Genomic DNA, 23,236 nt, shown 5'->3' on the forward strand with positions numbered 1-23,236 from the left:
CCGCACGCGAGAATTCGTCTGCCATTGGCGAAGGCTGCTATTCTCCGACTGAATAAGACATCGGATTCTGCAGCCACGCGTTGACCGCTGACTCGCGCCAGCCTGCGCAGCGTTCGGCGATCTTGATCTGCCCAGGGAAGGTGCCGTGTTCCATCTTTCGATAGAGGGTGGAACGGCTGAGACCGGTGCGGTCGAGCACGGCGTCGAGGCGGAGGATGCGGTCGGGGGCATCGGTTGTCATGGGCAGTTCCTGTCAGCAAGTGCGTTGCATTGGCTCCCTACGGGGAGATGTGAGACAGGGATTCTGCTGGCGCAAGAGTGCCAGATGGGTGCTGTTGCGTCAGAAACAGCCGGCTTTAGCCGGGGAGCGCCAAAGACCGCCCGGACCGCGAAAAATAAATTTCGTGAGAAGGGTGAGGGGTGGCGTCCCGGCGCTTTGGCGCCGTCGTGCCCTATGCCGCTGCGCGTCACCGAGCCGCCTGCGGCGTCTCGTCGGCGTAAGGCCGTGACGACCACATGACGCAGGTGGCCGTGCTGCGCACGGCATGCGGTCATCGCGCTTTCGCGCGCTGGCATTTGCCTCCGGCACGCGGTCTGGCGGGGTGAGCGTCGCTGCCCTGTCTGATGATCGTTTCGAGTGGTTTCGACGCACGCATTCGGGCCGCAGCGCGAAGCGGCCTGCGTGGATGTAGGCGGGCAAGGTCGAAGACGGGGCCGCAGACGTCGGTGAACACGCTCTGATGCGCGGGTTGGGTACCGCATTTCCGTTTTTCGTCCGGGGCTGCTCCAGTCTAGAGTCGGGCGTCGGCGATGCCGGCCACATACAGGGTATCGGACATTCCCCACGTGGCCCCGCCTTCGGCCTTGCCGGCCAGGAAGCGAGCGTCAGGCCGCGATCGGCACCTCCCGACCGATGGCCCATATAAAGGCTGCAAGCTCGCGCGCGACGGCGACCACCGCGATGGTGCTGCGCTTGCCGCTGGCGCTGAGCTTGCGATATCGCTCGCACAGGCGGCTTTGTGCCTTCCACGCGATGTCAGTGACCGGTTTGGGTAGGTCCTCAATGACGTGGATCTTCTCGCGGCGGATGCGAGGCGCATGCCGATAGCCCCATGACGCCTCGACGAGCGTGCGCCGCACGATGGCGTTGCCGCGTCTGGTGATGCCGCCCCGTTTGACCCGGTCGCCAGTCGAGCGCTCCGAAGGGACCAGTCCGACATAGCCCATGAGCTGGCGCGGGTTCTCGAACCGGGACAGGTCGCCGAGTTCCGCCATCAGCGTCACCGCGGAGATCAGGCCGATCCCGCGCAACGCCTGCAGCGCTGCGACGACAGGGGCGAGCGACCAGTCCTCGAGCATGGCCTCGATCGCTGTCTCGGTTCGCTTTTGCCGCGTCTCGGCATCTGCCACAGCCTGGAGCGCTTCGCCCAGCGCGATGTCGGATGCGCGATGGCCGAGATTCTGGTCGGCGAGCCAGCGACGATGTTTAGCGCTCCAGCTCTTCTTGCCTGGGTAGATGTGCCCGTGACGAAGCATCATCGCGCTGACCTGCTGGCGCTTCATGCGGGAGTCGCGCACGGCGGCTTCCCGCGCCCGGACGAGATCGCGCATCGCTTCGTGCGGCGCGTCGGGCACCCATATGGGCGTCAGTTCGCCCGCCCGCAGCAGCCTCGCCAGATCCATGGCATCGCGGCGGTTGGTTTTGACCCGGTCGCCAGGACGACGCGGCATCGAGGTCGGCGCGATGACGATGCAGTCCTGACCCAGGTCCTTCAGGCACCGGTGGAGACCGTACCCCGTCGGCCCAGCCTCATAGCAAAAGTGCAGTCCGTCGTACTTTGCGGCCAACTTTGCCACGAGCTTGCGGGTCGCCTCGGGCGTGTTGGGGATCTCACCAAGGTATCGGATTTCGCCGGTTCGGCCGGCGTCGGCGATCGCCACCGCATTGTGCAGCTTCGCCACGTCCAGACCAACGAACGCTTCAGATCCTTGCTGTCCCATGCTCGCTCTCCTCACGTTGAGCCCTGCATTCTTCACCCTCTCTCCCTCGCGCGCGAGTGCGCCGGAAGGGGAAGGGGTGAGCAGTGATCATACGGTCTAGTCCCGCAGCGGCGGGCAGCAACCCGAGGCAAGCCTCGGGTGCGCCACGGTGTTGGCCCCTTTGGGTGCAACCCGCCGCTCTTGCGGGACTGCCGGTCCGCTCCTGCCGCTCACCCCGCCATTCCGGCGCCGGTTGCGGTGTTGAAGGGAGTGAGGAAGTGGAGAAGGGCAAGTCATCGCAGCGTCAGACCGGCACGCTTTATGGCGAGGTCACCGACCGGATCATCACGGAGCTGGAAGCGGGGCGTGTGCCGTGGGTCCAGCCTTGGGATGGGGCGCAGGTCGGCGTGGGGACGCCGCGCAACGCCGGGACGGGGCGGCACTATTCCGGGATCAATGTTTTGATCCTGTGGGCACGGCTGTTCGAGCGCGGGTTCGCGTCGCAGGGTTGGTTGACCTACCGGCAGGCGCAGGCGCTGGGCGGCAATGTCCGCAAAGGCGAGACCGGGACGACCGTCTGCTACGCGGATCGCTTCACGCCGAAGGGTGAGGATGGCGAGCGTGCCGGCGATGGCGAGGCACGGCAGATCGCGTTTCTGAAGCGGTTCACGGTGTTCAATGTCGATCAGTGTGAGGGTTTGCCGGCGAATGTCGCGGGCGTCGCGACGCCGCTTGGCGAGCGCGAGATCGTGCCGGCGGCCGAGGCGCTGATGGTGGCGAGCGGGGCGCGGATCAGCACCGGCGGCGGTGAGGCTTATTACATGCCGGCCGTCGATCGCATCCAGCTGCCGCCGCAACAGGCGTTCTACGACCAGGTGAATTTCTATCGCACGGCGCTGCATGAGCTTGGGCATTGGACCGGACACGCGTCGCGGCTCGACAGACTTGGCGGCGGCGATCCGCAGGGCGAGGATTATGCGCGCGAGGAATTGGTCGCGGAGATGTGCAGCGCGTTTGTCTGTGCCGAACTCGGCATTCAGCCGACCGTCCGGCATGCAGACTATCTGGCCTGCTGGCTCTCGGTGCTGCGCGAAGACAGCCGCGCGATCTTCCGAGCGGCGAGTGCGGCCAGCAAGGCGGCCGATTATCTGCTGGCGTTTCGGCCGACCGTAGAAAGCAGCGAGATGGAGGCGGGACAGTGACCCCGCCGCCGGGCGCGAGCGCGCGCGAGGATAGCGCCGACCCAGAGATGTTGCGTCGGTTGGAGCGCGCGGTGGCGCGCCTGCCGCGCCGCCAGCGCCTCATACTTCTCGCCATCCGCCTCGATGATATTGGCTATGACGAGATCGGCGGGCGTTTGGGGCTCACGTCGCGCCAGGTCGAGCATCAATTCGCACGCGCGATCTACAAGGTTCACCGTCAGATGGAGGGTGAGCGCCTGCGCTGGTGGGAGCGCTGGATATGACCGCGCCGCGCAAAATTTCGGCCGGTGTCCGGGGGCCAGCCCCGGACACCGGCCACTGGCAAAATTGTCGCCAGACTCTAGGATGATCAACGATGCGCACTGAGCTTGATCATCTGCCCCCTGCCAAGCAGCGCGAGCTCGAACGCGTCGTCCAGATTCTGTTCGAGGAATTCGGCGACGCGATCGCGATTGCTACATCGGACTGGAAGAAGCAGGCGCGCATTCTCAAGGTCATTTTGTATGGTTCGTATGCGCGGGGCGGATGGGTCGACGAACCGCACACTGCGAAGGGTTACCAGTCCGATTTCGATCTGCTCGTCATCGTCAATCACCAGAAGCTGACCGACCGTGTCGAATTCTGGGCGACGGCCGAAGACCGGTTGAACCGCGAACTGGCGATCACGAAAGCCGTGCGCACGCCGGTCAATTTCATCGTCCATACGCTTCAGGAGGTGAATGCTGGCCTGTCGGAAGGGCGCTATTTCTTCATCGATATCGCCCGCGACGGGATCGCGCTCTACCAGAGCGACGCGACCGATCTGCCCGAGCCGCAGCCCAAGACGCCAGCGCAGGCGCTGGCGATGGCGCGCGAGTATTTCGACGAGTGGTTGCCGAGCGCGACCGTGTTTCTAGATACCTCGCGCGATCTGGCGCAGCGCGGCCGACCGAAGGAAGCAGCGTTCCTTCTGCACCAAGCCGCCGAACGCTATTTCCACTGCGTCCTTCTGGTCTGCAGTTTCTATACGCCTCACGTCCACAACCTCGGATTCCTGCGTACCCAGGCCGAGCGGATCGACCAGCGGCTGATCGACGTGTGGCCGCGCGAGACCAAGGCCGACCGCGCGCGGTTCGAGAAGCTCAAGGAAGCTTATGTGAAGGCGCGCTACTCGAAACATTATCGCATCACGGAAGCCGAACTGGCTTGGCTCGGCGAGCGGGTCGAGGCGCTCGGCAAGGTAGTCGAAGTTATCTGCATCGAGCGGATCGAGGCGCTGGAACGAACCGCGCGCGCCGCCTGACATCGCAACCGACAGATCGAGGCCGCCATGCGCTATTTTCTCGATGCGGAATTCAATGGCTTTGGCGGCGCGCTGATCTCGATCGCTCTCGTGCCCGAGGAAGAGACCGTCGCGCCATTCTATGAAGCGATCGAATGCACCGACCCGACCACCTGGGTGATTGAAAACATTCTGCCAGTTCTCGACGCCCGACCGCTTGGCCGGGCCGAAGTTACCGATCGCTTCGCCTATTACCTGCTCGACGATCCCGACCCGTTGCTGGTGGCCGACTGGCCCGAGGACATAGCCCATGCCGCGTTACTGCTGGTCAGCGGACCGGGGCGAATGAAGCCAGTGCGCAGCATCCGGTTCGAACTGGTCGATCCCGACATTATCGGCCCCGGTAAACCGAGCGACGTGCCGCACAATGCCTATCACGATGCGCTAGCGCTGCGCGCCGAGGTGCTGGCCTATGAGAAGCGCATCGCGCGCTGACACAGAGATCAGGAGGGGCCGGGAACGTCATCCGGGTCATGACTAGCACCGAATGCGCGCTGCCCTCGGCGGCGCCAGAGCAGCTTGGCCTGGTCGCGATCGCCGCCGCTTAGCTTGGCCGCCGCTTCGATCAACAACCCGAAGATGATGGCACGATCGTCTTCGGTGAGTTCGATCAGGCCAGCCTTTGCAACCAGCCCACCGAGCTCGATCAACTGGCGTGTACGTTCTCTCCGCTTCACGACCCAGGTGCGCGTGTCAGTTCGAGCGCGGCTGGCTTGCAAGCGGAAGCGTGCCGCTGTCGCTCGCCGCAGTGCCAGCATTGTCGCGGCGAGTGTTGTCCGCAGCTTCTGCCGTCCCGCGCTGAAAGAACTCAGCGCCGCGTTTACGCCAGCTCTCCTTCCTTCCGGCATCTGGGCGTTCAACGCTGGCGAGCAGGAGGCCGGCCAGCTCTTCGATTGACAACACATCGGCGCCGGTCGCGACTACGAGTTCGCCGAGTTGGTGGATTTTGCGCTCCTTGAGGTGCTTCGCCTTGTCGTTGAGTGCCTGTAGTTCGGCGTCGTAGTCTCGCAGCTTGCGCATTGGTCGACCCTCATTGCGTGTTGAGGATCATCCAGTTATCGGCTTGCTCGATCAGTCGCAATGCGTTGGGATGACTTGGGATTCTGCCGTCCCGAGATTGATGAAATCTTTCGAGGGCGCGCTTATACGTCGTGCCGACGTCGCTTTAGAAGTGTAGATGGATTGCCGTCATGGCGATCTACCATTTCTCGGCCAAGGTCATCTCCCGCGCTGCCGGATCGAGTTCGGTGGCGTCGGCGGCCTATCGCTCAGCCTCCCGGCTGCACGATGAGCGGCTCGACCGGAACCACGACTTCTCGAACAAGTCTGGCGTCGTTCACTCGGAAGTGATGCTGCCGGACGGCGCACCCGACGACCTCGGCGACCGCGAAAAGCTGTGGAATGAGGTCGAGGCGACCGAGAAGCGGATTGACGCGCAGCTGGCCCGCGAGATCGAGTTCGCCATTCCCCGCGAGATGACAAAGGAGCAGGGGATCGAGCTGGCCCGTGACTTCGTGCAAACCGAGTTCGTCGACCGCGGTATGATCGCCGATCTCAACGTGCATTGGGATGTCGGCGCGGACGGTCTGGCTAAGCCGCACGCGCATGTGATGCTGACGATGCGCGAGGTCGGCGAAGACGGGTTCGGCAAGAAGAACCGCGACTGGAACCGCACCGACCTGCTGGAGAAATGGCGCGAACGCTGGGGAGAGCACGTCAACCAACGGCTGGCCGAACTGGATATCGATGCGCGCGTCGATCACCGCTCGCTGGAAGCGCAAGGAATAGACCTCGAGCCGCAGCACAAGATCGGCCCGGCCGCATCGCGCATGGCCGCGCAGGGGCTGGAGTCCGAGCGGCTCGCCGAGCATCTTGAGATCGCGCGCGCCAATGGCGAGAAGATCGTCGCCAATCCGGCGATCGCGCTCGATGCGATCACGAAGAATCAGGCGACATTCACGCGCCGCGACCTCGCCATGTTTGCCCACCGCCACAGCGACGGGAAGGAGCAGTTCGACCAGGTGATCGGCGCGGTGCGAGGCTCGCCGGAGCTGGTCGCGCTTGGAAAGGACGGCCGCGGCGAGGAGCGGTTCACCAGCCGTGATATGATCGAGGTCGAGCAGCGGCTGGAGCGGACGACGAGCACGCTGGCTGCGCGCGACGGTCACGCCATTGGTGATCTTGATCGAAAGAGCGCGATCATCCGCGCCGAACGTGGTGGCCTCGTGTTGTCAGGCGAGCAACGCACCGCGTTCGATCATGTCACCGACGCCGGCGATCTACGGTCCGTGGTCGGCTATGCCGGCTCGGGGAAGTCGGCGATGCTGGGCGTCGCGCGCGAGGCTTGGGAGAGCGCCGGCTATAGCGTTCATGGCCTCGCGCTGTCAGGCATTGCCGCGGAGAATCTGGAAAGCGGATCCGGGATCGCGTCGCGCACGATCGCGAGCATGGAGCATCAATGGACGCAGGGGCGCGAGTTGGTCGACCGGCAGTCGATCCTCGTGATCGACGAGGCCGGCATGATCGGCTCGCGTCAATTGGAGCGCGTGGTCGGCGAAGCGGAGAAGCGCGGCGCCAAGGTCGTGCTGATCGGTGATCCGGAACAGCTTCAGGCGATCGAGGCCGGCGCGGCGTTCCGTTCGGTCGCCGAGCGCCACGGCGCGGTTGAGATTACCGAGATCCGCCGGCAACATGAGGACTGGCAGCGGGAGGCCACCCGCGAGCTGGCGACCGGACGAACCGGCGACGCGATCCGTGCCTATGATGAGCATGACATGGTCCATTCGTCCGCGACCCGCGAAGAGGCGCGCGCCGATCTCATCGATCGCTGGGATCGTGACCGGACCCGCGACCCGTCGGGGTCGCGCATCATCCTCACGCATACCCGGAAAGAGGTGGAGGCGCTCAATAATGCGGCGCGCGAGCGGGTCCACGAGGCGGGGCTGCTCGGCGAGGATGTGGGGATCGAGACCGAGCGCGGGCCGCGACAATTTGCGGACGGTGACCGGGTGATGTTCCTCAAGAACGAACGCGAGCTTGGCGTGAAGAATGGCACGCTCGGCACCATCGAGTCCGTGAGCCGGGTCCGCATGGCGGTGCAGCTCGACGACGGACGATCGGTCGCGTTCGATGTGAAGGACTATGCCCATGTCGATCACGGTTATGCCGCGACGATCCACAAAGCGCAGGGCATGACGATCGACCGCGCCTATGTGCTGGCGACGCCCGGTATGGACAGCCACACCGCCTATGTCGCGCTGTCGCGCCATCGCGACAGTGTCGACCTATCCTATGGCCAGGATGACTTCGCCGATCAGGGTAGGCTGGTGCGCACGCTATCGCGGGAGCGGGGCAAGGACATGGCGAGCGACTATGCCGACGCGCAAGCCGGCGACCGAGCATTCGCAGAGCGGCGCGGCATCACTTTCCGCGAGCGCGTGGTCGAAGCGGTAAAGGCGGTCGTGCCCGAAAAGGTCCGATCCATGTTCGAAGGCCTGCGCCTCTCCGTCCCGAGACCCGAGGAGGTGCCATCGAAAGATCAAGATCGGTTGCGTGCTGATCGCGCGGCCGTCGAGCCGGCTGTTCCGGTTCGGAGCGAAGCGAGCTTGAACAGGGCCGCTGTCGAGCGCCACGCCCGCGCGGTCGATGCGATCTTCTCGGCACAGCGCGAGGGCCAGGCCGCCGGACCCGCTATGCTTGAGGAATTGAAAGGCGCGCGCGCGGAGCTCAACGGTCGCCGGGCGGACGGTGCGCTCGACATGGAGACGGCTTACAAGAAAGACCCCTCGCTCGCGCGCGATGCGGCCTCCGGAAATCCCCGCGGCGCGGTGCAGGCGATGCAGCTTGAAACCGAGATGCGCACCGATCCGGCGAAGCGGGCGGATCGGTTCGTCGAGCGCTGGAATCAGCTCAGCAGGGGCGCTGATCGAGCCTATCAGGACGGCGACACGTCAGGTCAGAAGTCTATACGAGGCGAGATGGCGAATATGGCAAAGTCACTTGAACGCGACCCGCAGATGGAGTCGATCTTGGCCAACCGGAAGCTTGAGATCGGGATCGAGATCAGCACCGGTCGCAGCCTCGGCGCTGAACTGGCGTTCAACCACGGCATAGATCTCGGGCGAGGGCTGGGAATTGGGATGTAGTTCCGTCCGCTAATGGCTGTTTGCCGTCTCGCTGCCTTCAGGCATGCGGGAGTGGGAGCGGACATCGTTCAGCTGGCTGTCTGACCTGAAGACCCAAAAACGGACGCTCGCGTCTGCTCTTGGCCTTCCCAACTTCGGTCATTGGTTCATCGGCGCCAAACATGCTTGCTCGCGTCTCGCCCGCTATACGAAAGTCAGCCAAACCATTGACGAAGCATCGGCAGCTGGTCGCTCATGGCGTGCTACCGTTGCCCGGCGTGAACGGTGTGATCCCAACGTGACGAGACCCGTTATCACTTTGATCGCGCCGACATGGGCGAACCTGGCGAGTTCAGCGCAATGCGCGCGCCGTCAGCGCGTCCTTCCCGTAGGTCGGTCGCCTGCCGTTGCGCAGATCGTCCTTGAGCGCCGCCTGGGGGTCGGCCGGCAGGCCCGCGGCCGCGGAGACGGCATCCGGTCCGTAGACAAGGCTGCGGACATAATGGTTCTTCGACATGTCGAGGGACGACGTCGGCACGGGCACGAGGGTATCGAGGCAGCACAGCAGATCTTCACGCACCGGAAGCCAGAACTTGTCTCTTCCGTCCCGCGGATCGGCCGCCGAATAGTGCGGGTTTGCCAACAGGGCGTCGCCAGCGAGACCGTCGCGCCGCGCCGCCGTAGCAACGGCGACGCCGCCGCCCGCGCCGTATCGGGTCAGCAGGCGATCGTAGTCTCGTCGGCTGCTGTCGGCGAACTTGGCCACGAGCCGCCGGTCGGACCGCGACGTGACCGATTCGATCGCGCCTTGGAGGTAGCGCACGTTCGGGAAGCTCATCAGGATGCGCATGACCCACACGTTGTAGGGCGACAGTTGGCGCGTGTATGGCGTCGGCGTCCGCCCGTTGAGCGTCAGGGTGACGCCCTTGCGCGCGAGATTGTGAATTTCGCGCAGGTTGGGCGGCAACTCGATGTTGGCGACCGCCGTCTCCAGCCGCCGGCTGATCCAGTCCTCGATCACCGGCCGCGCGGTGTCGCGCACGGCGAACTGCCGGTCACGGGGCAGATTTTTCGCGAACTCCTCGAGCTTTTCGTAGGAGACTTTTGCGAGCGGGCGGCCGGGAAAGGCCGCGTCGAGATCTCCGGCCAGCGCCCCACTGATCGCCGCGAAGATGGGCCTGGTGTGCGGATTGCTGTCCAGCGGCCAGATCGGGTCGGGATTTTTTCTGAGGTGGTAGCTGATGTCGAGCCACCAGCAGACCTCCGAGACGAGTGGGTTCTCGAAGTCGATGTTCGGCTCGGCACCCAGCACGTCGGGCAGGCGTGCGTCATCTACCAATTGGTCCAGCACCAGACCAAAACTCTGATACGGCGGCCAGAAGGCCTCCACCTCCTCGTGCCGGAACGAATTGAGCGCGTAGTGAAGCGCCTCGATGACACCACTGTCGCCGCATCCCGAGATGAGCACGTCCGCCGGCGGCACGACATGGTCGTAGGTCAGCCGGTGGCCGGATTCCCAGTAGCTGAAGTCGATCAGGCGGTGGGGGTTCGCCTCTTCGCCGAAGCCGGTGGCATCGATGACAAGGTCGACTGCGATTGGCACGCGAGTCGACACTGCGCGGTCCCACGCGATCTCTACGCCGGTGGCGTGCGGCCGAAGGTTCGCCGATCCGATCGACGTGTTACAAATGCTGAAGATCGGCAGCACGCAATAGTAATCGGCGAACTCCCGCAGCCATTGCGCGGCAACTTCGCTCGCTGGCCCCTTGTCCCAGGCGAAGATCGGCGACCGGAACGTCGGGCCGGAGTAGCTGGGGTCGAAGTGCTCGCCCAGGCCGCGGGAGTTCAGCACCGGCGACAGGTGACGGTGGCCTTTGTCGCGGAAGCGGGGCAGCAGGTGCGGACCCTTCTCGAAGATGTAGACGATAGCGTCCGTGGTGAGCGCGAGCGCCGCCGCCACCATTATGCCCGAGAACGAACCGCCGATGACGGCAACGACGTCGCCCGCCCCTACCTTCCCGCGACGCTTGAGTGCCCATGCCAGGTTGGCGGTGCGCGTCTGTTGATGGACGATGGAGATGTTCTCCGAGGCGAAGCCCGTCGCGGAGAAGACGCGATCAGAGATATCGAACGTCGCCTCCGCGAGCATCGCGTCCGCCAACTCGTCGAGGCGGGTGGCGTCGTTCGCGTTGGGAACTGGAGGGGTAGGTCGCGGCATCATGCACCAATATCGACGCGATGGCGGATCAGGAAGCCAGAGGGCGCGCGCCTTCGGCGATCACGTGTGCTTAGGTGCGATCATGCGCACCTCGGACCGTGCGACCAACGGTGGTGACGCCCGACGGGCCACTCTCGCGCTCGACAGAGGTCACATCCGGAACCTGGCCGTGACCGTAGCTGGAAGCGGCCGTTGCGGGTCGTGCGGTGACGACCCAGTTGCGGACGTTCGCGACGCGACTTCGGTTTTTCAACTCCGGTCACTCGTTCATGCCAATCGAATGGCCGGTTTCAGAAAGTGCAATGTTCGGAAGTGGAGCCCATCCGAGGCGAGGCTCATTTCTTCGAAAGGTCGATCTGGAGCTTCTCGCGGTAGACGCCGATCCGCTTGGTTGCGCGGTCTACGATGTCATCGAAGAACAGCGTCTCCGCGTAGAGCTCGCCCAAGACCCTGCTGTTCTCGGGGTCGTTGAGCGGGGTCGAACGGAAGAACCCTTTGCCCGCGGCAAACCGCGTCCAGCCGGCCATTCGCAGCGGATTGATGGTGTCGCCGATGAGATAGCCGTAGAACTTTCTCAGTCGTCCGTTCGATTTGGCGGCGAGCAGATGCGCGTACTCGGAAAGATCTCCGACGTGATCGTCCATGCTGACCCCGGGTGCCTTGAACTCGATGATGATCGCCGAGCCCTCCTTGTCGAAGATCGCGACGTCGGGCCGCATCGCGCGATTGTCGTGGGCGCGGCGACGCAGTGTTTCTTCCATCTCCGCGTCGATGTCGTCGTCGAACAGCTTCACGCCTTCTGACCACTCGATCTGCGCCAGCGGCTTGTCGGAGGCGATGTAGTCATAATATTGGTATTCTTCGCTCAGCAGCCAGATGTCGTGATCGGCTGCCTCGCGGCTGTCTTTTTTCATCGGGAAGAAGATGCTGTGGATGATGCGTTCATCCTGGCGACGGTCGCCCTCCTTGATGGCCTGGACCGCGAGCCCACGCCGGCAGGCCAGTTTGAGAATCTCGACGATCGCTGCCCTTCGCACCACGAGCTGCGACAGGTTCGCCATATCGATGGTCTTGATCGACGACGTATATTTCCATGAGAGGTCGTTGATCTTGAGCCGAAAGTCAGGGCTGTGCGGCTCCAGCTTCTCGATTTCCTCCCGAAGGTCGAAGATCTCCGCGGTGTCGGCGATGATGCGGTCCTGATATTTGCGAAGAACGCGTTCTGCGACCGACTTCGCGCTGTCGCCGTAGACAACCCTGGTGTCGGTGTCGGCCAGCATTGTCGGAATGACGCCGAACTTCTGGGTCACGTCCCTGATGACGTCGTCCTTGCTCCAGCCGGACGGCGAGACCATCTCGTCGATGATCGGGTCAATCTGATCATAGATAGCGGCATAGGACACCGTGCCGTCGGAAAAGAGATCGCCTGCCGGGATCTCGTCGGGAATGCCGTCGAAACCGTCCCGCTGTTCGTTCACCTGACGGTCGAGAAGATTTCCCTCGATCAGCACGATGTGATGGAAACCGTCCAATGGTCTGTTCTGTTCGGCGACGGTGCGCAGATAGCGACGGGTGATGTCGAAAGCCGGTGACGACTTGGCGCAGAACGAGATCGCGTTCCTGGGCAGATCGAACGTTTTGGCATCGAGTTGATAGTGCGAGAGGGTGAACGTCTCGCGCTTGCCGAGCGGTTGGCCCGATCGCGGGTCCCTTTCCTCGACCTCCGCCGTCCTGACCTCCGTTACAGGGGGTAGATCTGCCGCACCAAGGCTGTTCTCGTCGACCCGGCCATCCGGATATCTCGTCTCGAACGAAATCACGAAAGCGCCCAGCTGCGACTTCAGGCTGACCAGCCTCTGCAAAAAGGCGATCAGCATGTAGCGCCGCATGTTGGTTGCCGAGAATATCTCTCCCAGCGCCTCCGACTTGTAGACTCGCTCGCGCGGACCTGGCTTCAGCCCATCAAGGGTAATCGTGGTGCCGATGTCCTGCTCCACGCCATCGCTGAGCGCGAAATCCCCGTGCTCGATCTTCTTTCTCGCAGCGACGAGGGGCAGGGTGCGCGTGAGGATCTTGCCATTGCTGCGGAACGTACTGCGGATGCCCACCCTCTCGAAGTGATGGAAAAACTGAATCCGCCCGGCCCCCTTGCACTTGCCGATACCGGCGATCGAGAGATCGTCCTTGTACGACGTGTCCTTGGTGACGAAGGCGTCAGTCTGCTCGTCTCCCAAACCGCAGCCATTGTCGCGGCAGGAGATCGAGATGTCCGTTGCGTCGCTGAACAAGCCCGATGCGAGGATGTTGACCGATACTGTCACATCGAGACTGCGTTCAGCGGGATCCTGATGCTGCCGGATCAGGAACGAGTCGATCGAGTTCGAGATGAGCTCCTCAAGAACGACGTAGCGGTTCGAGCTGATCTTCGTGTTTTTCAGGCTTCCGCGAATGTCGAGCGTCATCTTTTGATCCGTCGGAAAAGGCTTGGGCCCTAAGGGCAAATTCCTGAGAGGCGCACCACCCTGAAGTCAAGGAACTTCCGAGCGACCGTTACACACGATAAATCTCCTGATGACCGATCGCAGGGCCGTTTGGCGTGCGCATAGGCAGCTCGTTATACCGAGAAGGTGGCCGCCTTGCCGATCCGCGCTATTTGCACGTCGTGGGCGACAGCTCGCAGCCGACTAGGTGTCGCTTCTGGGCAATCACGTCGCTTCGCTCTTGAGGTCGTTAGCGCGTTGCGCGTCTGTCTTTGTGAACGCTGTCGCGAGCGCGCTGGCGGCATCCAGACCGCTTGGCGCGCCCGAGCTTGAGCCATGATGGAGCATCTGGATCGTGCCGCTTTCGCTCAAGCTCGCGCCGAACGCCGTCTCCGAACGTGGCGGGCTGCCGCCCGAGCAGCATCTCGTGGAGCAGGGCGTCGGACTGGATGCGCATCAGGTCGAGCTGGCGATAGACGGGCCGCCGGCGAACCACCCCGCGAGAAGGGCAGCGCCGCCGGTGATCAAGGTCTTAGAATCGTAAATGACATGGCCGAGGCTTATGAAACCAATCCGACAATAGGAACTGGGATTTAACCTAGCAGATCCGGCCCGCGAAGTGGAAATAGAAGGTTGTCGGGCGCTGCGATCAAGGGCGCGTCGAAGACAGATCAGCAATAGCATCCAGAACGGATGTAAATTCCCCGCGAGCTCCTACACGTTTTTTTCTGCGGTGCTGGTCGTTCTGATGGTGCTATGATCTTCAGTCTGTCTTGGCGTCGCCAAAAGGGCAGGGCGGTTTGCCGGACATGTGCTATCTGACGGGCGATACGAACTGAGACCACAACGATCATCATGCCGCTTACTCTGACGCCCATCGATCATGACGACCTCTGCCATGGCTGGCGTTGGGAAGTCCACGATGAAGCCGACCTCGCGCGCAAGGTGGCGATGGTCGCGCTCGGTCAATATCGCCATGTTGCCCAGATCCTGGCCGGCATCGACAAAAAGCCCCTGGCCACGCGCAAGGATACCGCGAAAGCGGCGATTGAACGCTTCAAGGTCTCGGCCAATGGCGATCCCTGGCACCGCGATGGCTGGATCTTCCAGACCATCTCCTGGATCGCGGCGCACCGCAGCGAAAAGGGCATCGTCGCCCGCGCCCCCCATGCCATTCCCGCCCACAAGGGTTTCGACGGCATGCAGCTGCGCCTCGACAAGAAGGGCAAGGCGGTCACCGCCGTCGTGATCTTCGAGGACAAGGCGACTGACAGCCCGCGCAAGACCGTCCGCGAAGATGTTTGGGACGGCATTCGCGCGCTCGAAGCGGGTGAACGGATGCCCGAGCTCATTCAGGAAACCGCGACGATCCTCGAGGCACATCAGGTCCATTTTCCGGACCTCGACATAGACGATGCGATCGAGACCATCTTGTGGGACGAGGTGCGCAGCTACCGGGTCAGCGTCACCACGTCGGACAAGCATGCAGGGGACGCTTCGCGTCGCAAGCTGTTCAAGGGCTTCGACGATGTCGCACCGGGCGAAGCTGGGCGCCGCCGCGCCGACACGATGCATCTTCCCGAGCTGCGCGACTGGATGGATGCCTTCGCGCTGAGCGTGATCGCCCAGATCAAGGCGTGGAGGGACGATGTTTGATCCGGTCACCGTCGACCTGATCGGTCGCGCGCCCCCACTCGATACGCTCGATCTCGAAGAGCTGCCGCGCAAGTTCACCAACGCCTATGCCGAAATCGTCGCGGCACGTGTCCGGATGCGCGGCATGGTCACGACGGAAGGTCGGACCGAGGCGCTCGACGTCCTGATCGATGAGATGCGCCGGCTGGCTGCGGCTCAGGAAGCCCTTGTCGCGACCAATCCGGCGCGCGAGGCGCGGGCGGCAGCGGCGTTCGTTGCCGGCGCGGCGCATCAACTTTGCCTCATGGCTGAGATCGTCGGCGGGACTGACGCGCATACCGCCGACGACGAAGGGGAGGAGGACGAAGAGGCGGCTGGGGAGATCGCCGAGCAAGATCAGGACGTCGGCGATGATGAGGCCGAACCCCGTCGTGCGACCTATGTCGATGCCATACGCGTCGCGCCGGAACTCTGCGCGACATTGCTCTTCCTGATTGCTGACGCGCAGCCCGATGCAGCCGAGATGGCGAAGCGGATTCAGCCACCGACGGGCGCGAGCGGCGAAGCGCAGCTCATCGCGGCCATCGCCAACCTGGCATTGGGCAGGCTCGGCGCGATCAATCCGGCAGAGGTGCCGGACTATGATCTTCCCGAGGAGGCCGCCCCGGCCGACCTGGCAGTCGATGCCTTGCTGCGCCGTCTCCACGCCGGCGTCCGTGCGCTCGCGCGGGAACTGCTCGCGCGACCCACCAAGGTTGCCAAGCCATCGGCGGCACGCGAGATCATTCTTGAAGTAAAGGGCCTCGCCCTGGCGCGGCTCGACGATGTGTTCGATGCCGGCGGCCCGATCGCGGTCAGCATCTTTCCCGGTCCCTTGCACCTTGCCAATCTGCTGCTGTCGGTGGCCGGCGATCTGGTGGAGTCGGGCCTGTGCCGGGTCGCCACGCCGGAAGGTGTCGCCGAGGGTGCCTGGTGGAAAATCCTGCGCCAGGCCGCGTACAAGCGCCCTTATCTGTGGCGCAATCACCGTCAGGCGATCGCCGAGGGGTATCTCACGCCCGGCGTGTCCGCTGCGGTGAGCTTCCCGACCGGCGGCGGCAAATCCACCCTTGCCGAGTTGAAGATCGCGGCAGCGCTGCTCAGCGACAAAAAAGTCGTGGTGCTCGCGCCGACCCTGGCGCTGGTCGACCAGACGGCCTTCGCGCTCGGCAACGCGTTCAAGGACTATGAGGTCGTCGGCGATCTAGACGACGAGAACAGCTTCTCCGACATCGTCATTCTCCCCGAAATCATCGTGACGACGCCCGAGCGGTGCCTGATGCTGCAAGCGCTCCAGGCCGACGCCTTTGCCGATGTCGGCCTGATCGTGTTCGACGAGTGCCATCTGATTCATCCGCGCGACGCCGATCGCAGCCGCCGCGGCGTCGATGCGATGCTGTGCATCCTCAACCTCACCCGGAGCGCCCCGGATGCCGATCTGCTGATGATCTCGGCGATGATGAAGAACGCGGTCGAGATGGCCGGCTGGCTCGGCGAGCTGACCGGCCGGACCGCGCTTGCGCTCGATCTCGCCTGGAAGCCCACGCGCCAGGCGCGCGGCTGCGTGACATACCCAGCAAGCCGGATCCAGGCGCTCGACGGGCTCCTTGCGGAGGCCCATGCCGCGGCCACCACGAAGGGCGCTCCCAAGGCGGTCAAGGATCAGCTCTCCGCCCGGCCCTTCGCTTTTTTCTGCCTGCGCCAGACTTGGGCGACGATCGACCGCAACGATTATGCGCTGATGCCGCTGCTAGACACCGAGGTTCCGTTCAACACCGGCATCTATAAGAGCGGCGACTGGTATCTCACGCCCAATGGCAACCGGGTCGCAGCCGAGATCGCCGCCGCCGCCGCCGGCGATCGACTGAAGACCCTTATCTTCGTCCAGAGCACGGTCGCGGCTGAAGGTGCGGTAAAGGTGTTTCGAACCTTGCTGCCGGAGCGGCGGGTTGAGCTCACCGAAGCTGAAGCCGACCTCTGGAAGCGCGTGGTCGAGGAAATGGGTGGCGCAGAGCATTGTTACCTGAAGGTCGACGCGACGGGCACCGTGATCGGCGGTGCGACCAGCCATCATGCCCAGCTGCTCAAGGACGAACGCGACCTGCACAAATCCCTGTTCGAGCGGCGCGACGGCCTCGATGCGCTGTTCGCCACATCGACGGTCGCCCAAGGCATGAACCTTCCCAGCGACATCGTGCTGATCGCCGGTGACAGCCGCTGGGACGAGACCAAGGACAAGATGCAGCAGCTCGATGCACACGAGCTGCTCAACGCCGCGGGCCGCGCGGGCCGGGCAGGGGAGAGCGGTCAGGGCTTCGTCCTCATCGTGCCGAGCAAGGTCATCGATCTCGACGACGGCGCAAACAAGATCGATCGCCACTGGATGTCGCTCCAGGGGATCTTCGCCCAGTCCGACCAGTGCCTCGTGATCGACGATCCGCTCACCGAATTGCTCGATCATATCCACAACGAGGTCAACATCGGCGACAATGAGGACTATCTCCTAGCGCGGTTGCCGACCGGCCCTGACGAGGACAAGGATCTACCGGCCCGGGTCATGCTGGGGCGGTCGTTCGCCGCCTACCGCAAACGCGTCGACGGCAAGGCGAAATGGATTGAGAGCAGGATCGACGCAGCGCTTGCCCGACGCGATGATATGGCGCCGGACGAGGACATCCCCGCGCTGGCGCAGGTCGCGTCGTCGGCCGGCCTGCCGGTCGATATCGTGGTCAGCCTCGCCAGGCGGATCGACAAGGGCAAGTTCGATGGCGATACCCTGGCCTGTGTGGAAGCGTTGTTCCGGTGGCTGGAGAAGAATCCCGACTATGTGCTCCAGCTGCTCAGGCCGAATGATGTCGAGGGCTTGTTCGGCAAGAAGTACAAGGAGCTGCCCTCAAGCACCGCGCAGGCACGTCACGCGCTGCCGGTCATCAAGACCCTGTTCGGGAAATGGATGGCGGGTGCGCCGCTCAATCAGCTCGAGCTTGCCACGGGCACGCCGGCCGACAAGCTTGGCACCTGCGAAGTCGCCAGGCATTTCGCCGTTCGTGTCGCTTCCGACATGGCATTCGTCGCGGGGCTTCCCGCCCGTATCGTCGCTGCCCGTAAGGCTGCGGACGATGCGGTCGTGATGCCGACCGTCCTTGCGACACTCGCCGGTGCCGTGCGTCGCGGCTGCGACAGCCCCGAGACGCTTGCCAACGCCGTCGATCTCGGCCGCGACGTGTCGCGTGTCGCCGCAAGACTGGGATTTGCAAAGATCAGTCCGCACATTCCCCCAGGCGACCCGGCAGAGCCGTTCGAAACGACGCTGGAACGAGTACGGACGGCGCGTCTCCTCGCGATGTTTGGTGCACGTTGAGCTTGCCGCTGCAACTGCGGCGCAGGTTGGTCTGACCGATGGCCCGCCCACCTCGCCTTGCTCGCCTGCTGGACCGCCACGCAGGCAATGTCGCGCTGGTCATCGGTAACGGGATCAATCGTTACCGCGGGGCGGGGTTCAACAGCTGGGACCAGTTGCTGGTGCGCATCGCCCGGGACTGCGCGATCGATGTGCCGGCGGTGCCCCGCGGCACGGCTCTCACGGAATTCTACGATGTCCTCGAGCTCAACTCCGCCGGGCGGTCCGGCGATCTCGCCGCGGAATTCTGTCGCCTGATGTCGGGCTGGCGCCCGCTCGATCATCACCGTCGCATCATGGGCTGGGCAGACCGGCACGGCGTGCCGGTCCTCACGACCAATTTCGACGAGGTCCTGAGCGACGCCGCCGGCTGCTCGTTCCAGCTGTCGCGCAACGACAGGTTCACCGACTTCTATCCCTGGGAGGGCCGCTTTGCGCCTGCGCTCCTGTCGGACCCGTGTGCCGGTTTCGGGATCTGGCACATCAACGGCATGGCGCGCTACAGGCGCAGCATCCGGCTCGGCCTCAGTCATTATATGGGGTCGGTCCAGCGCGCGCGGACCTGGCTTCACCGCAGCGGCGACGCGCAACTCTTTCGTGCCAAGGATCGCCGAAACTGGGCCGGCGCGCACACCTGGATGCACGTCATGTTCAACAAGCCTTTGCTGATCTTCGGTCTCGCGCTCGAGGAAAATGAGGTGTTCCTGCGTTGGCTGCTGATCGAGCGGGCAAAATACTTCCGGGCCTTTCCCGAGCGCGCGCACCGCGCTTGGTATGTCTATCACCATGATCCGGCGAACGACCGTGAAGCCGGCAAGCATTTCTTCCTGGAAGCGCTCGGCATCCGTTGCGTGCCCGCCCTGGAATTCGACGAGATCTACCGAAATCCGGGCTGGGATTCCTGACCCCTGCTGCCCGGCTTCTGGGTCCGATGGGCGGTGAATGCGCGAACGATCGCGCCGGCCCGACCGCGCGGATAGTAGGGACGCTAAAGTATGTGCGGCATGCGAGAAGGGCTGCCGACCTGGTCCGGAGCCTCGTTGCCTGCGTCCTTATCAGGCGGGCTCAAGGATGCTGGCTATTTCTTCGATGCCAGCCTTCCATCTGGGCAGTATCCAGGATCTGGCCAGACCCGATGTCAGGGGCAGGCGCTGCCGCACTGCCCAGGAATGGAGTTCGGCCGCAAGGCTCTCCGGCAGCGCTCTTGTCTGCTCCGTCGATCGGCCAGCTCGGGCGATCTCATGACGGCAGCCGAGAAATTTCACCCAGCAGGTGAAATATCTGGGTGAGAACGCAACCGACAATCCATAATGATGCACGGCGTCGTCCGGACTCTTGCAGAGATCGCCCTCGATCTCGAACCATTGTGCGTCAACCGTCGGCGCCTGGGTCAGCGACGGGGCGAGCTCGGCGATTTCGGACCTCGTCCTGTCGAGATCGTGGTGCCGTGGATCTTCGGAAAACAGGAAAACGGCATATTGCGTCAGAACGCCCAGTCGTTCCGCACCGGCGGCAGGATCATCGGCCATAGCCTTGAGAGCCTGCATGAAGAGCTCCTTGGCTTCGACGATGACCGCTTCGCGCTCGCTGTTCGTCCCAGCCTCCTGCGGGCTTGCGAGCCATTTGGCGTACGCACGCGCCTGATTGGCTAACTCGAACGGCAACGGATCGAGGCCCAGCCCTCGCTTTTCGTCGATGAGCTCCCTCGCCATCTCCGCTGCGGCTTTGGCCGAGAGGCCGTACCGGTTCCGCATAAGGCTGTTCGTCACGCTCATCGTTGGAAGCTCAATGAACCGCAGCAGTCGCGCATGCGCCACACGAATGATCTCTCGATGCTCGCGCAGTGCTGTCTGGTCGACCTTGGGCAGAGCGCTTGCTTCGATCGCACATTGACCTGCGACCTCGAGGTGGAACCCGGCTTCGTGCACATTCTGCGGAAGAAGTGCCTGGCCAATGTCCAGCCCGGGAAGCGCCGCTACCGAAAGATAGGGAGCAAAAGCAAGCGCTGCGGCCCAGTGCGCCCGCGACGCGGAGAATGCGCCTCTGACGTCTGTCCCGACCTCCGCGCCCAGGCTTCCCACGACCCAATATTCTCCGGCGCACTCGCCGAGATGACCTTTCTCCGTCAGGCGCTGGAGCGTCGAGCGGACGTCCACGCCCTGATATCCCAACGCCTTCAGCAGCACGCTTCCCTGTGCCTGCGTAAAGCCGAAACGAAAGGTGCGCAGCCGATCGAGGATGACCACGTCCTGGTCGCCCAGATGCGACGCGCCCTGCACTGGAATTGCGGGGACAGAGGAGTCATGCGGGACGATGATCAGGCGCGTCTTGCCGACATGTCGTCGAAGGGGAAGCTGCGGAATGCCGTGAAGATCGTCGTTCCGGAGCGCGCCGACAATTGCCGGGAAGATATGGGTTCGGTATCCCAGTGCCTGGGCTTTCCAGTCGTCGGGATCGAGATGTTCGCTTCCCAGAACGACCAGAAGGTCGGGCGCGCGAAACCCCGGGCGACCTTCGGACGGCGAGTGCGTGTTGAGCGCCGCGGCAAGCAGCGTTGCTGCGTCGCGGGGGCTCCCGGCGTGCTTGAAGCGGGCAAAATCCTCCCTTGTCGCCCCCATCGCGTGCCAGATCGTGTGCCACAGCCGACGATCATTCTCCTCGGGGACGGCGCGGATGAACAGCCAGGACAACGACGGCGGCGTGCCGCCTCGGTCGCCCGTGAATCGCTCGACGTCGTTTACATGCTTGAGATACAGGACAAGGTCAGCAGCGTTAACGCTCTCGGGCATCGTGACGACCGCATCCGCATTTTCTGCCAGGAGGTCCCGCACCCGCGTGAACGCCTGCGAACCGGGCGCGACGACATGCTCGCGTGCTTCCCGCGCGACATCTGGCGCCCGGATGTAGCTAAATTGACGCCATCCGTTCGACTGACAGCAGTCGGCGACATTCGACAGGTACCGACAATAATTCACCTCGACGATCGGACTACCTGTTTTTGCCAGCAGATATTCGGCGCCCGCCCGTTCATCGGATGTATCGGGCAGCACGATTTTCGTAAATCCCCGGCTGCGGAAGGCATAGCGCAGCTTCGCAGCCGTACCGCGGACCTCGCCGAACCTGAAATCGAGGCCGGGGCGGCCATCCGGCATGATGCGCCGGTCGCCGATCTCTCCGGTGACAGCGCTGGAGAATCCGACGCTGCGCCCCAGCAGACGGCTCAGCACGATCTGGGCCATATAGGCACTCATGCTGCCCTCGCTCACCGCGAGGCTAAAGGGGACGTCGTCCAACATCTTGTTGGCGACAGCGAAGTCGAAGGTGACGGATGCGGTTGCTACCGTTTCGCGAAAAACCTGCGATGCGCCGCCATGCTTTGACCGCCACAAGTCCTTCGCAGCCGAGGCGGCGTGTTCAAGTTCCGCGCGCCATGGCTCGATGTCAAGATTGACGCTGCCCCCTGCAAGCTCGACGTCGTTTCGGCCGTCGAAGTGAATATCGACCGCGACCGGAATGCTGAATGCTGCCAAACTCCCGGTATCCTGCTTCGGTACGACGAGTGGCCATGCATGAAGCAGGTGGAACACGGCGTTTTCGACCAGGTTCCAATAGGGCAGCGAAGCCGGAATCAAGGCGCGGAACTCGGCGAGTGCGTCGATGCGAGCCTGCGTGTCGATCAGGCGTGTTGTCGAGATTGCCGGCCCCCGGAGCATCGCCAAAGGTGCCCTTGCGCTTTCCTTCCACGCATCCTCTCTTCTGGCGAACTGCCAGTTTTGCGCCAGTACTGACTGTCCGCACTGTACGAAAGCGGAAGGACTGCTCAGGCCCTGCAACAGCAGCTGGGCAAGCAGCCGGCTGGCATTGACGAGCGCGGGCCTGCCGCCCTTCCGGGAGAGCGAGATGTCCTCCAGTGCGGTCGCCCAGCGGGCAAACTCGCCGCGCAACCCATGAGCTTCGCCCAACCGCGTTTCCAGCTGCGGATCGGTCAGCGCCGAGAGCGTGGATGTCGGCAACCGCTTGAGTGCGCTGTCAACGTGAGGTCCCTCCACGGCACCCAGGCACGCGAGCTGTTCGGCAAGCGCCGATTGCAGGCGATTCCGCAAGGGCTTGCCCGCAGGGCCGGACGTCTCCAGCAACACGTGCGCGATCAGACCCACGCGCAGCCCTGCGATCCAGCGATCGATTGGGGGAGCAGGTTCATCCATCGCGATCGAATCCGCAGACCGTGTCATCGACGAACAATTCATCGGCGAGCCCCAGATTGAGGCCGACGACGTCGAAAGCCGGTTCGTCGCCATCGCGAGCGCGCAGTGCGAAACGACGTGCACCCACCAGCAGGAAACGCGCTTCCGCCGGAACCCGCCCTCTCAAGACCAGGTTAGCGTCGGTGCCCGACAGATAGAGGCCATAATCATGCGCTCCGATCGTGAACCGCTCGGCTGGCTCGACATCGGCAGGCGCATCGTGCCCCGCCGATTTCGAACCGGCGGCCGCCCTGAATATTACGCGCTCCTGCTCATTGTCCGGGCGCAGGGGCGAACCGGTATGCGCTGGATCACCTCGCCGCTCGTCGCTCTGCGCGAACAGCTCTTTCGCGATGCCATCAAGAATGCGATCTTTTGCGTCGCGCAGTTCGTCAGGCGTGAACGGCCCCTCTCTTCCCTGCGTCATGCGCAACAGCCATTCGGCGCGCTCCTCTATCGGCAGCGCCGGGCGCGCCTCGGAAAGGGCTGGTTGGATGTCTTCGGCGGAACCGGCAACCAGCGCTGCCATCAGCCGATCGAATTCGGACTTTTGCATGCGTCAACTCCTCTTGGCGCCAAGGGCGCCCCAATCT

17 protein-coding genes are annotated in these 23,236 nt (G+C 63.7%); 9 read left to right on the top strand and 8 right to left on the bottom strand.

The window, feature by feature from the left end; translation table 11 throughout:
- Positions 1-37: 37 nt before the first annotated feature.
- Complete coding sequence (locus tag WC729_RS20290; RefSeq protein ID WP_372856171.1) at positions 38-241, bottom strand: helix-turn-helix transcriptional regulator; 204 nt, start codon at positions 239-241, stop codon at positions 38-40.
- A gap of 644 nt (positions 242-885) precedes the next feature.
- Complete coding sequence (locus tag WC729_RS20295; protein ID WP_372856173.1) at positions 886-2,001, bottom strand: IS110 family transposase; 1,116 nt, start codon at positions 1,999-2,001, stop codon at positions 886-888.
- A 257-nt stretch (positions 2,002-2,258) separates the two neighbouring features.
- On the opposite strand from WC729_RS20295, the gene WC729_RS20300 reads away from it, so the two are divergent.
- From WC729_RS20300 to WC729_RS20315, 4 genes are all read left to right on the top strand, one after another.
- Positions 2,259-3,182 (top strand): ArdC family protein, encoded by a 924-nt coding sequence (locus WC729_RS20300; RefSeq protein WP_372856175.1) that lies wholly within the window; start codon positions 2,259-2,261, stop codon positions 3,180-3,182.
- Positions 3,179-3,445, top strand: a complete 267-nt coding sequence (locus tag WC729_RS20305; RefSeq protein WP_372856177.1) for a sigma factor-like helix-turn-helix DNA-binding protein — start codon at positions 3,179-3,181, stop codon at positions 3,443-3,445. Before WC729_RS20300 ends, WC729_RS20305 begins: the two co-directional genes overlap by 4 nt.
- Before the next feature lie 92 nt (positions 3,446-3,537).
- Positions 3,538-4,464 carry a HEPN domain-containing protein gene (locus tag WC729_RS20310; protein WP_372856179.1) on the top strand — a complete coding sequence of 309 codons (927 nt, stop codon included), beginning with the start codon at positions 3,538-3,540 and terminating at the stop codon, positions 4,462-4,464.
- A 27-nt stretch (positions 4,465-4,491) separates the two neighbouring features.
- Positions 4,492-4,938, top strand: a complete 447-nt coding sequence (locus WC729_RS20315) for a hypothetical protein (RefSeq protein WP_372856181.1) — start codon at positions 4,492-4,494, stop codon at positions 4,936-4,938.
- 8 nt (positions 4,939-4,946) lie between these two features.
- Here WC729_RS20315 and WC729_RS20320 read toward each other — a convergent pair whose 3' ends face one another.
- On the bottom strand, positions 4,947-5,180 hold the full coding sequence (locus tag WC729_RS20320; protein WP_372856183.1) for a conjugal transfer protein TraD: 234 nt from the start codon (positions 5,178-5,180) through the stop codon (positions 4,947-4,949).
- A gap of 16 nt (positions 5,181-5,196) precedes the next feature.
- A complete protein-coding gene (locus tag WC729_RS20325) occupies positions 5,197-5,523 on the bottom strand; it encodes a conjugal transfer protein TraD (protein ID WP_372856185.1) in 327 nt (108 codons plus the stop codon).
- Positions 5,524-5,693: 170 nt separating this feature from the next.
- Here WC729_RS20325 and traA point away from each other — a divergent pair, with 170 nt between their 5' ends.
- Positions 5,694-8,648, top strand: coding sequence for a Ti-type conjugative transfer relaxase TraA (traA, locus tag WC729_RS20330; RefSeq protein ID WP_372856187.1), 2,955 nt, complete (start codon positions 5,694-5,696; stop codon positions 8,646-8,648).
- 331 nt (positions 8,649-8,979) lie between these two features.
- On the opposite strand, the gene WC729_RS20335 is transcribed toward traA, so the two are convergent.
- Positions 8,980-10,788, bottom strand: coding sequence for a hypothetical protein (locus WC729_RS20335; RefSeq protein ID WP_372856189.1), 1,809 nt, complete (start codon positions 10,786-10,788; stop codon positions 8,980-8,982).
- A gap of 392 nt (positions 10,789-11,180) precedes the next feature.
- The gene (locus WC729_RS20340; RefSeq protein WP_372856191.1) at positions 11,181-13,307 is read right to left on the bottom strand and encodes a hypothetical protein; all 2,127 of its coding nucleotides are present in this window, start codon (positions 13,305-13,307) and stop codon (positions 11,181-11,183) included.
- Between the two features lie 373 nt (positions 13,308-13,680).
- Between WC729_RS20340 and WC729_RS20345 the strand changes: the two genes are divergently transcribed.
- From WC729_RS20345 to WC729_RS20360, 4 genes are all read left to right on the top strand, one after another.
- On the top strand, positions 13,681-13,869 hold the full coding sequence (locus WC729_RS20345) for a hypothetical protein (protein WP_372856193.1): 189 nt from the start codon (positions 13,681-13,683) through the stop codon (positions 13,867-13,869).
- 311 nt (positions 13,870-14,180) lie between these two features.
- Complete coding sequence (locus WC729_RS20350; RefSeq protein WP_372856195.1) at positions 14,181-14,981, top strand: hypothetical protein; 801 nt, start codon at positions 14,181-14,183, stop codon at positions 14,979-14,981.
- Complete coding sequence (locus WC729_RS20355) at positions 14,974-18,360, top strand: DEAD/DEAH box helicase (RefSeq protein ID WP_372856197.1); 3,387 nt, start codon at positions 14,974-14,976, stop codon at positions 18,358-18,360. The genes WC729_RS20350 and WC729_RS20355 overlap by 8 nt, the downstream gene beginning before the upstream one ends.
- Before the next feature lie 38 nt (positions 18,361-18,398).
- On the top strand, positions 18,399-19,304 hold the full coding sequence (locus tag WC729_RS20360) for a hypothetical protein (protein ID WP_372856199.1): 906 nt from the start codon (positions 18,399-18,401) through the stop codon (positions 19,302-19,304).
- Positions 19,305-19,454: 150 nt separating this feature from the next.
- Here WC729_RS20360 and WC729_RS20365 read toward each other — a convergent pair whose 3' ends face one another.
- Together WC729_RS20365 and WC729_RS20370 are read right to left on the bottom strand one after the other, a co-directional pair.
- A complete protein-coding gene (locus tag WC729_RS20365) occupies positions 19,455-22,631 on the bottom strand; it encodes a hypothetical protein (protein WP_372856201.1) in 3,177 nt (1,058 codons plus the stop codon).
- Entirely contained in the window at positions 22,597-23,199 is a 603-nt protein-coding gene (locus tag WC729_RS20370; protein WP_372856203.1) for a hypothetical protein, read from the bottom strand. The genes WC729_RS20365 and WC729_RS20370 overlap by 35 nt, the downstream gene beginning before the upstream one ends.
- Positions 23,200-23,236 lie beyond the last annotated feature (37 nt).

It is taken from the genome of Sphingomonas sp., from assembly GCF_041661825.1.
Lineage (GTDB): Bacteria > Pseudomonadota > Alphaproteobacteria > Sphingomonadales > Sphingomonadaceae > Sphingomonas.

Excerpts from the sequence above, each read along its gene's own strand:
- WC729_RS20290 (WP_372856171.1), bottom strand. The coding sequence starts at position 241 with ATGACAACCGATGCCCCCGACCGCATCCTCCGCCTCGACGCCGTGCTC.
- WC729_RS20295 (WP_372856173.1), bottom strand. The coding sequence starts at position 2,001 with ATGGGACAGCAAGGATCTGAAGCGTTCGTTGGTCTGGACGTGGCGAAG.
- WC729_RS20310 (WP_372856179.1), top strand. The coding sequence starts at position 3,538 with ATGCGCACTGAGCTTGATCATCTGCCCCCTGCCAAGCAGCGCGAGCTC.
- WC729_RS20315 (WP_372856181.1), top strand. The coding sequence starts at position 4,492 with ATGCGCTATTTTCTCGATGCGGAATTCAATGGCTTTGGCGGCGCGCTG.
- WC729_RS20325 (WP_372856185.1), bottom strand. The coding sequence starts at position 5,523 with ATGCGCAAGCTGCGAGACTACGACGCCGAACTACAGGCACTCAACGAC.
- traA (WP_372856187.1), top strand. The coding sequence starts at position 5,694 with ATGGCGATCTACCATTTCTCGGCCAAGGTCATCTCCCGCGCTGCCGGA.
- WC729_RS20340 (WP_372856191.1), bottom strand. The coding sequence starts at position 13,307 with ATGACGCTCGACATTCGCGGAAGCCTGAAAAACACGAAGATCAGCTCG.
- WC729_RS20350 (WP_372856195.1), top strand. The coding sequence starts at position 14,181 with ATGCCGCTTACTCTGACGCCCATCGATCATGACGACCTCTGCCATGGC.
- WC729_RS20355 (WP_372856197.1), top strand. The coding sequence starts at position 14,974 with ATGTTTGATCCGGTCACCGTCGACCTGATCGGTCGCGCGCCCCCACTC.
- WC729_RS20360 (WP_372856199.1), top strand. The coding sequence starts at position 18,399 with ATGGCCCGCCCACCTCGCCTTGCTCGCCTGCTGGACCGCCACGCAGGC.
- WC729_RS20365 (WP_372856201.1), bottom strand. The coding sequence starts at position 22,631 with ATGACACGGTCTGCGGATTCGATCGCGATGGATGAACCTGCTCCCCCA.
- WC729_RS20370 (WP_372856203.1), bottom strand. The coding sequence starts at position 23,199 with ATGCAAAAGTCCGAATTCGATCGGCTGATGGCAGCGCTGGTTGCCGGT.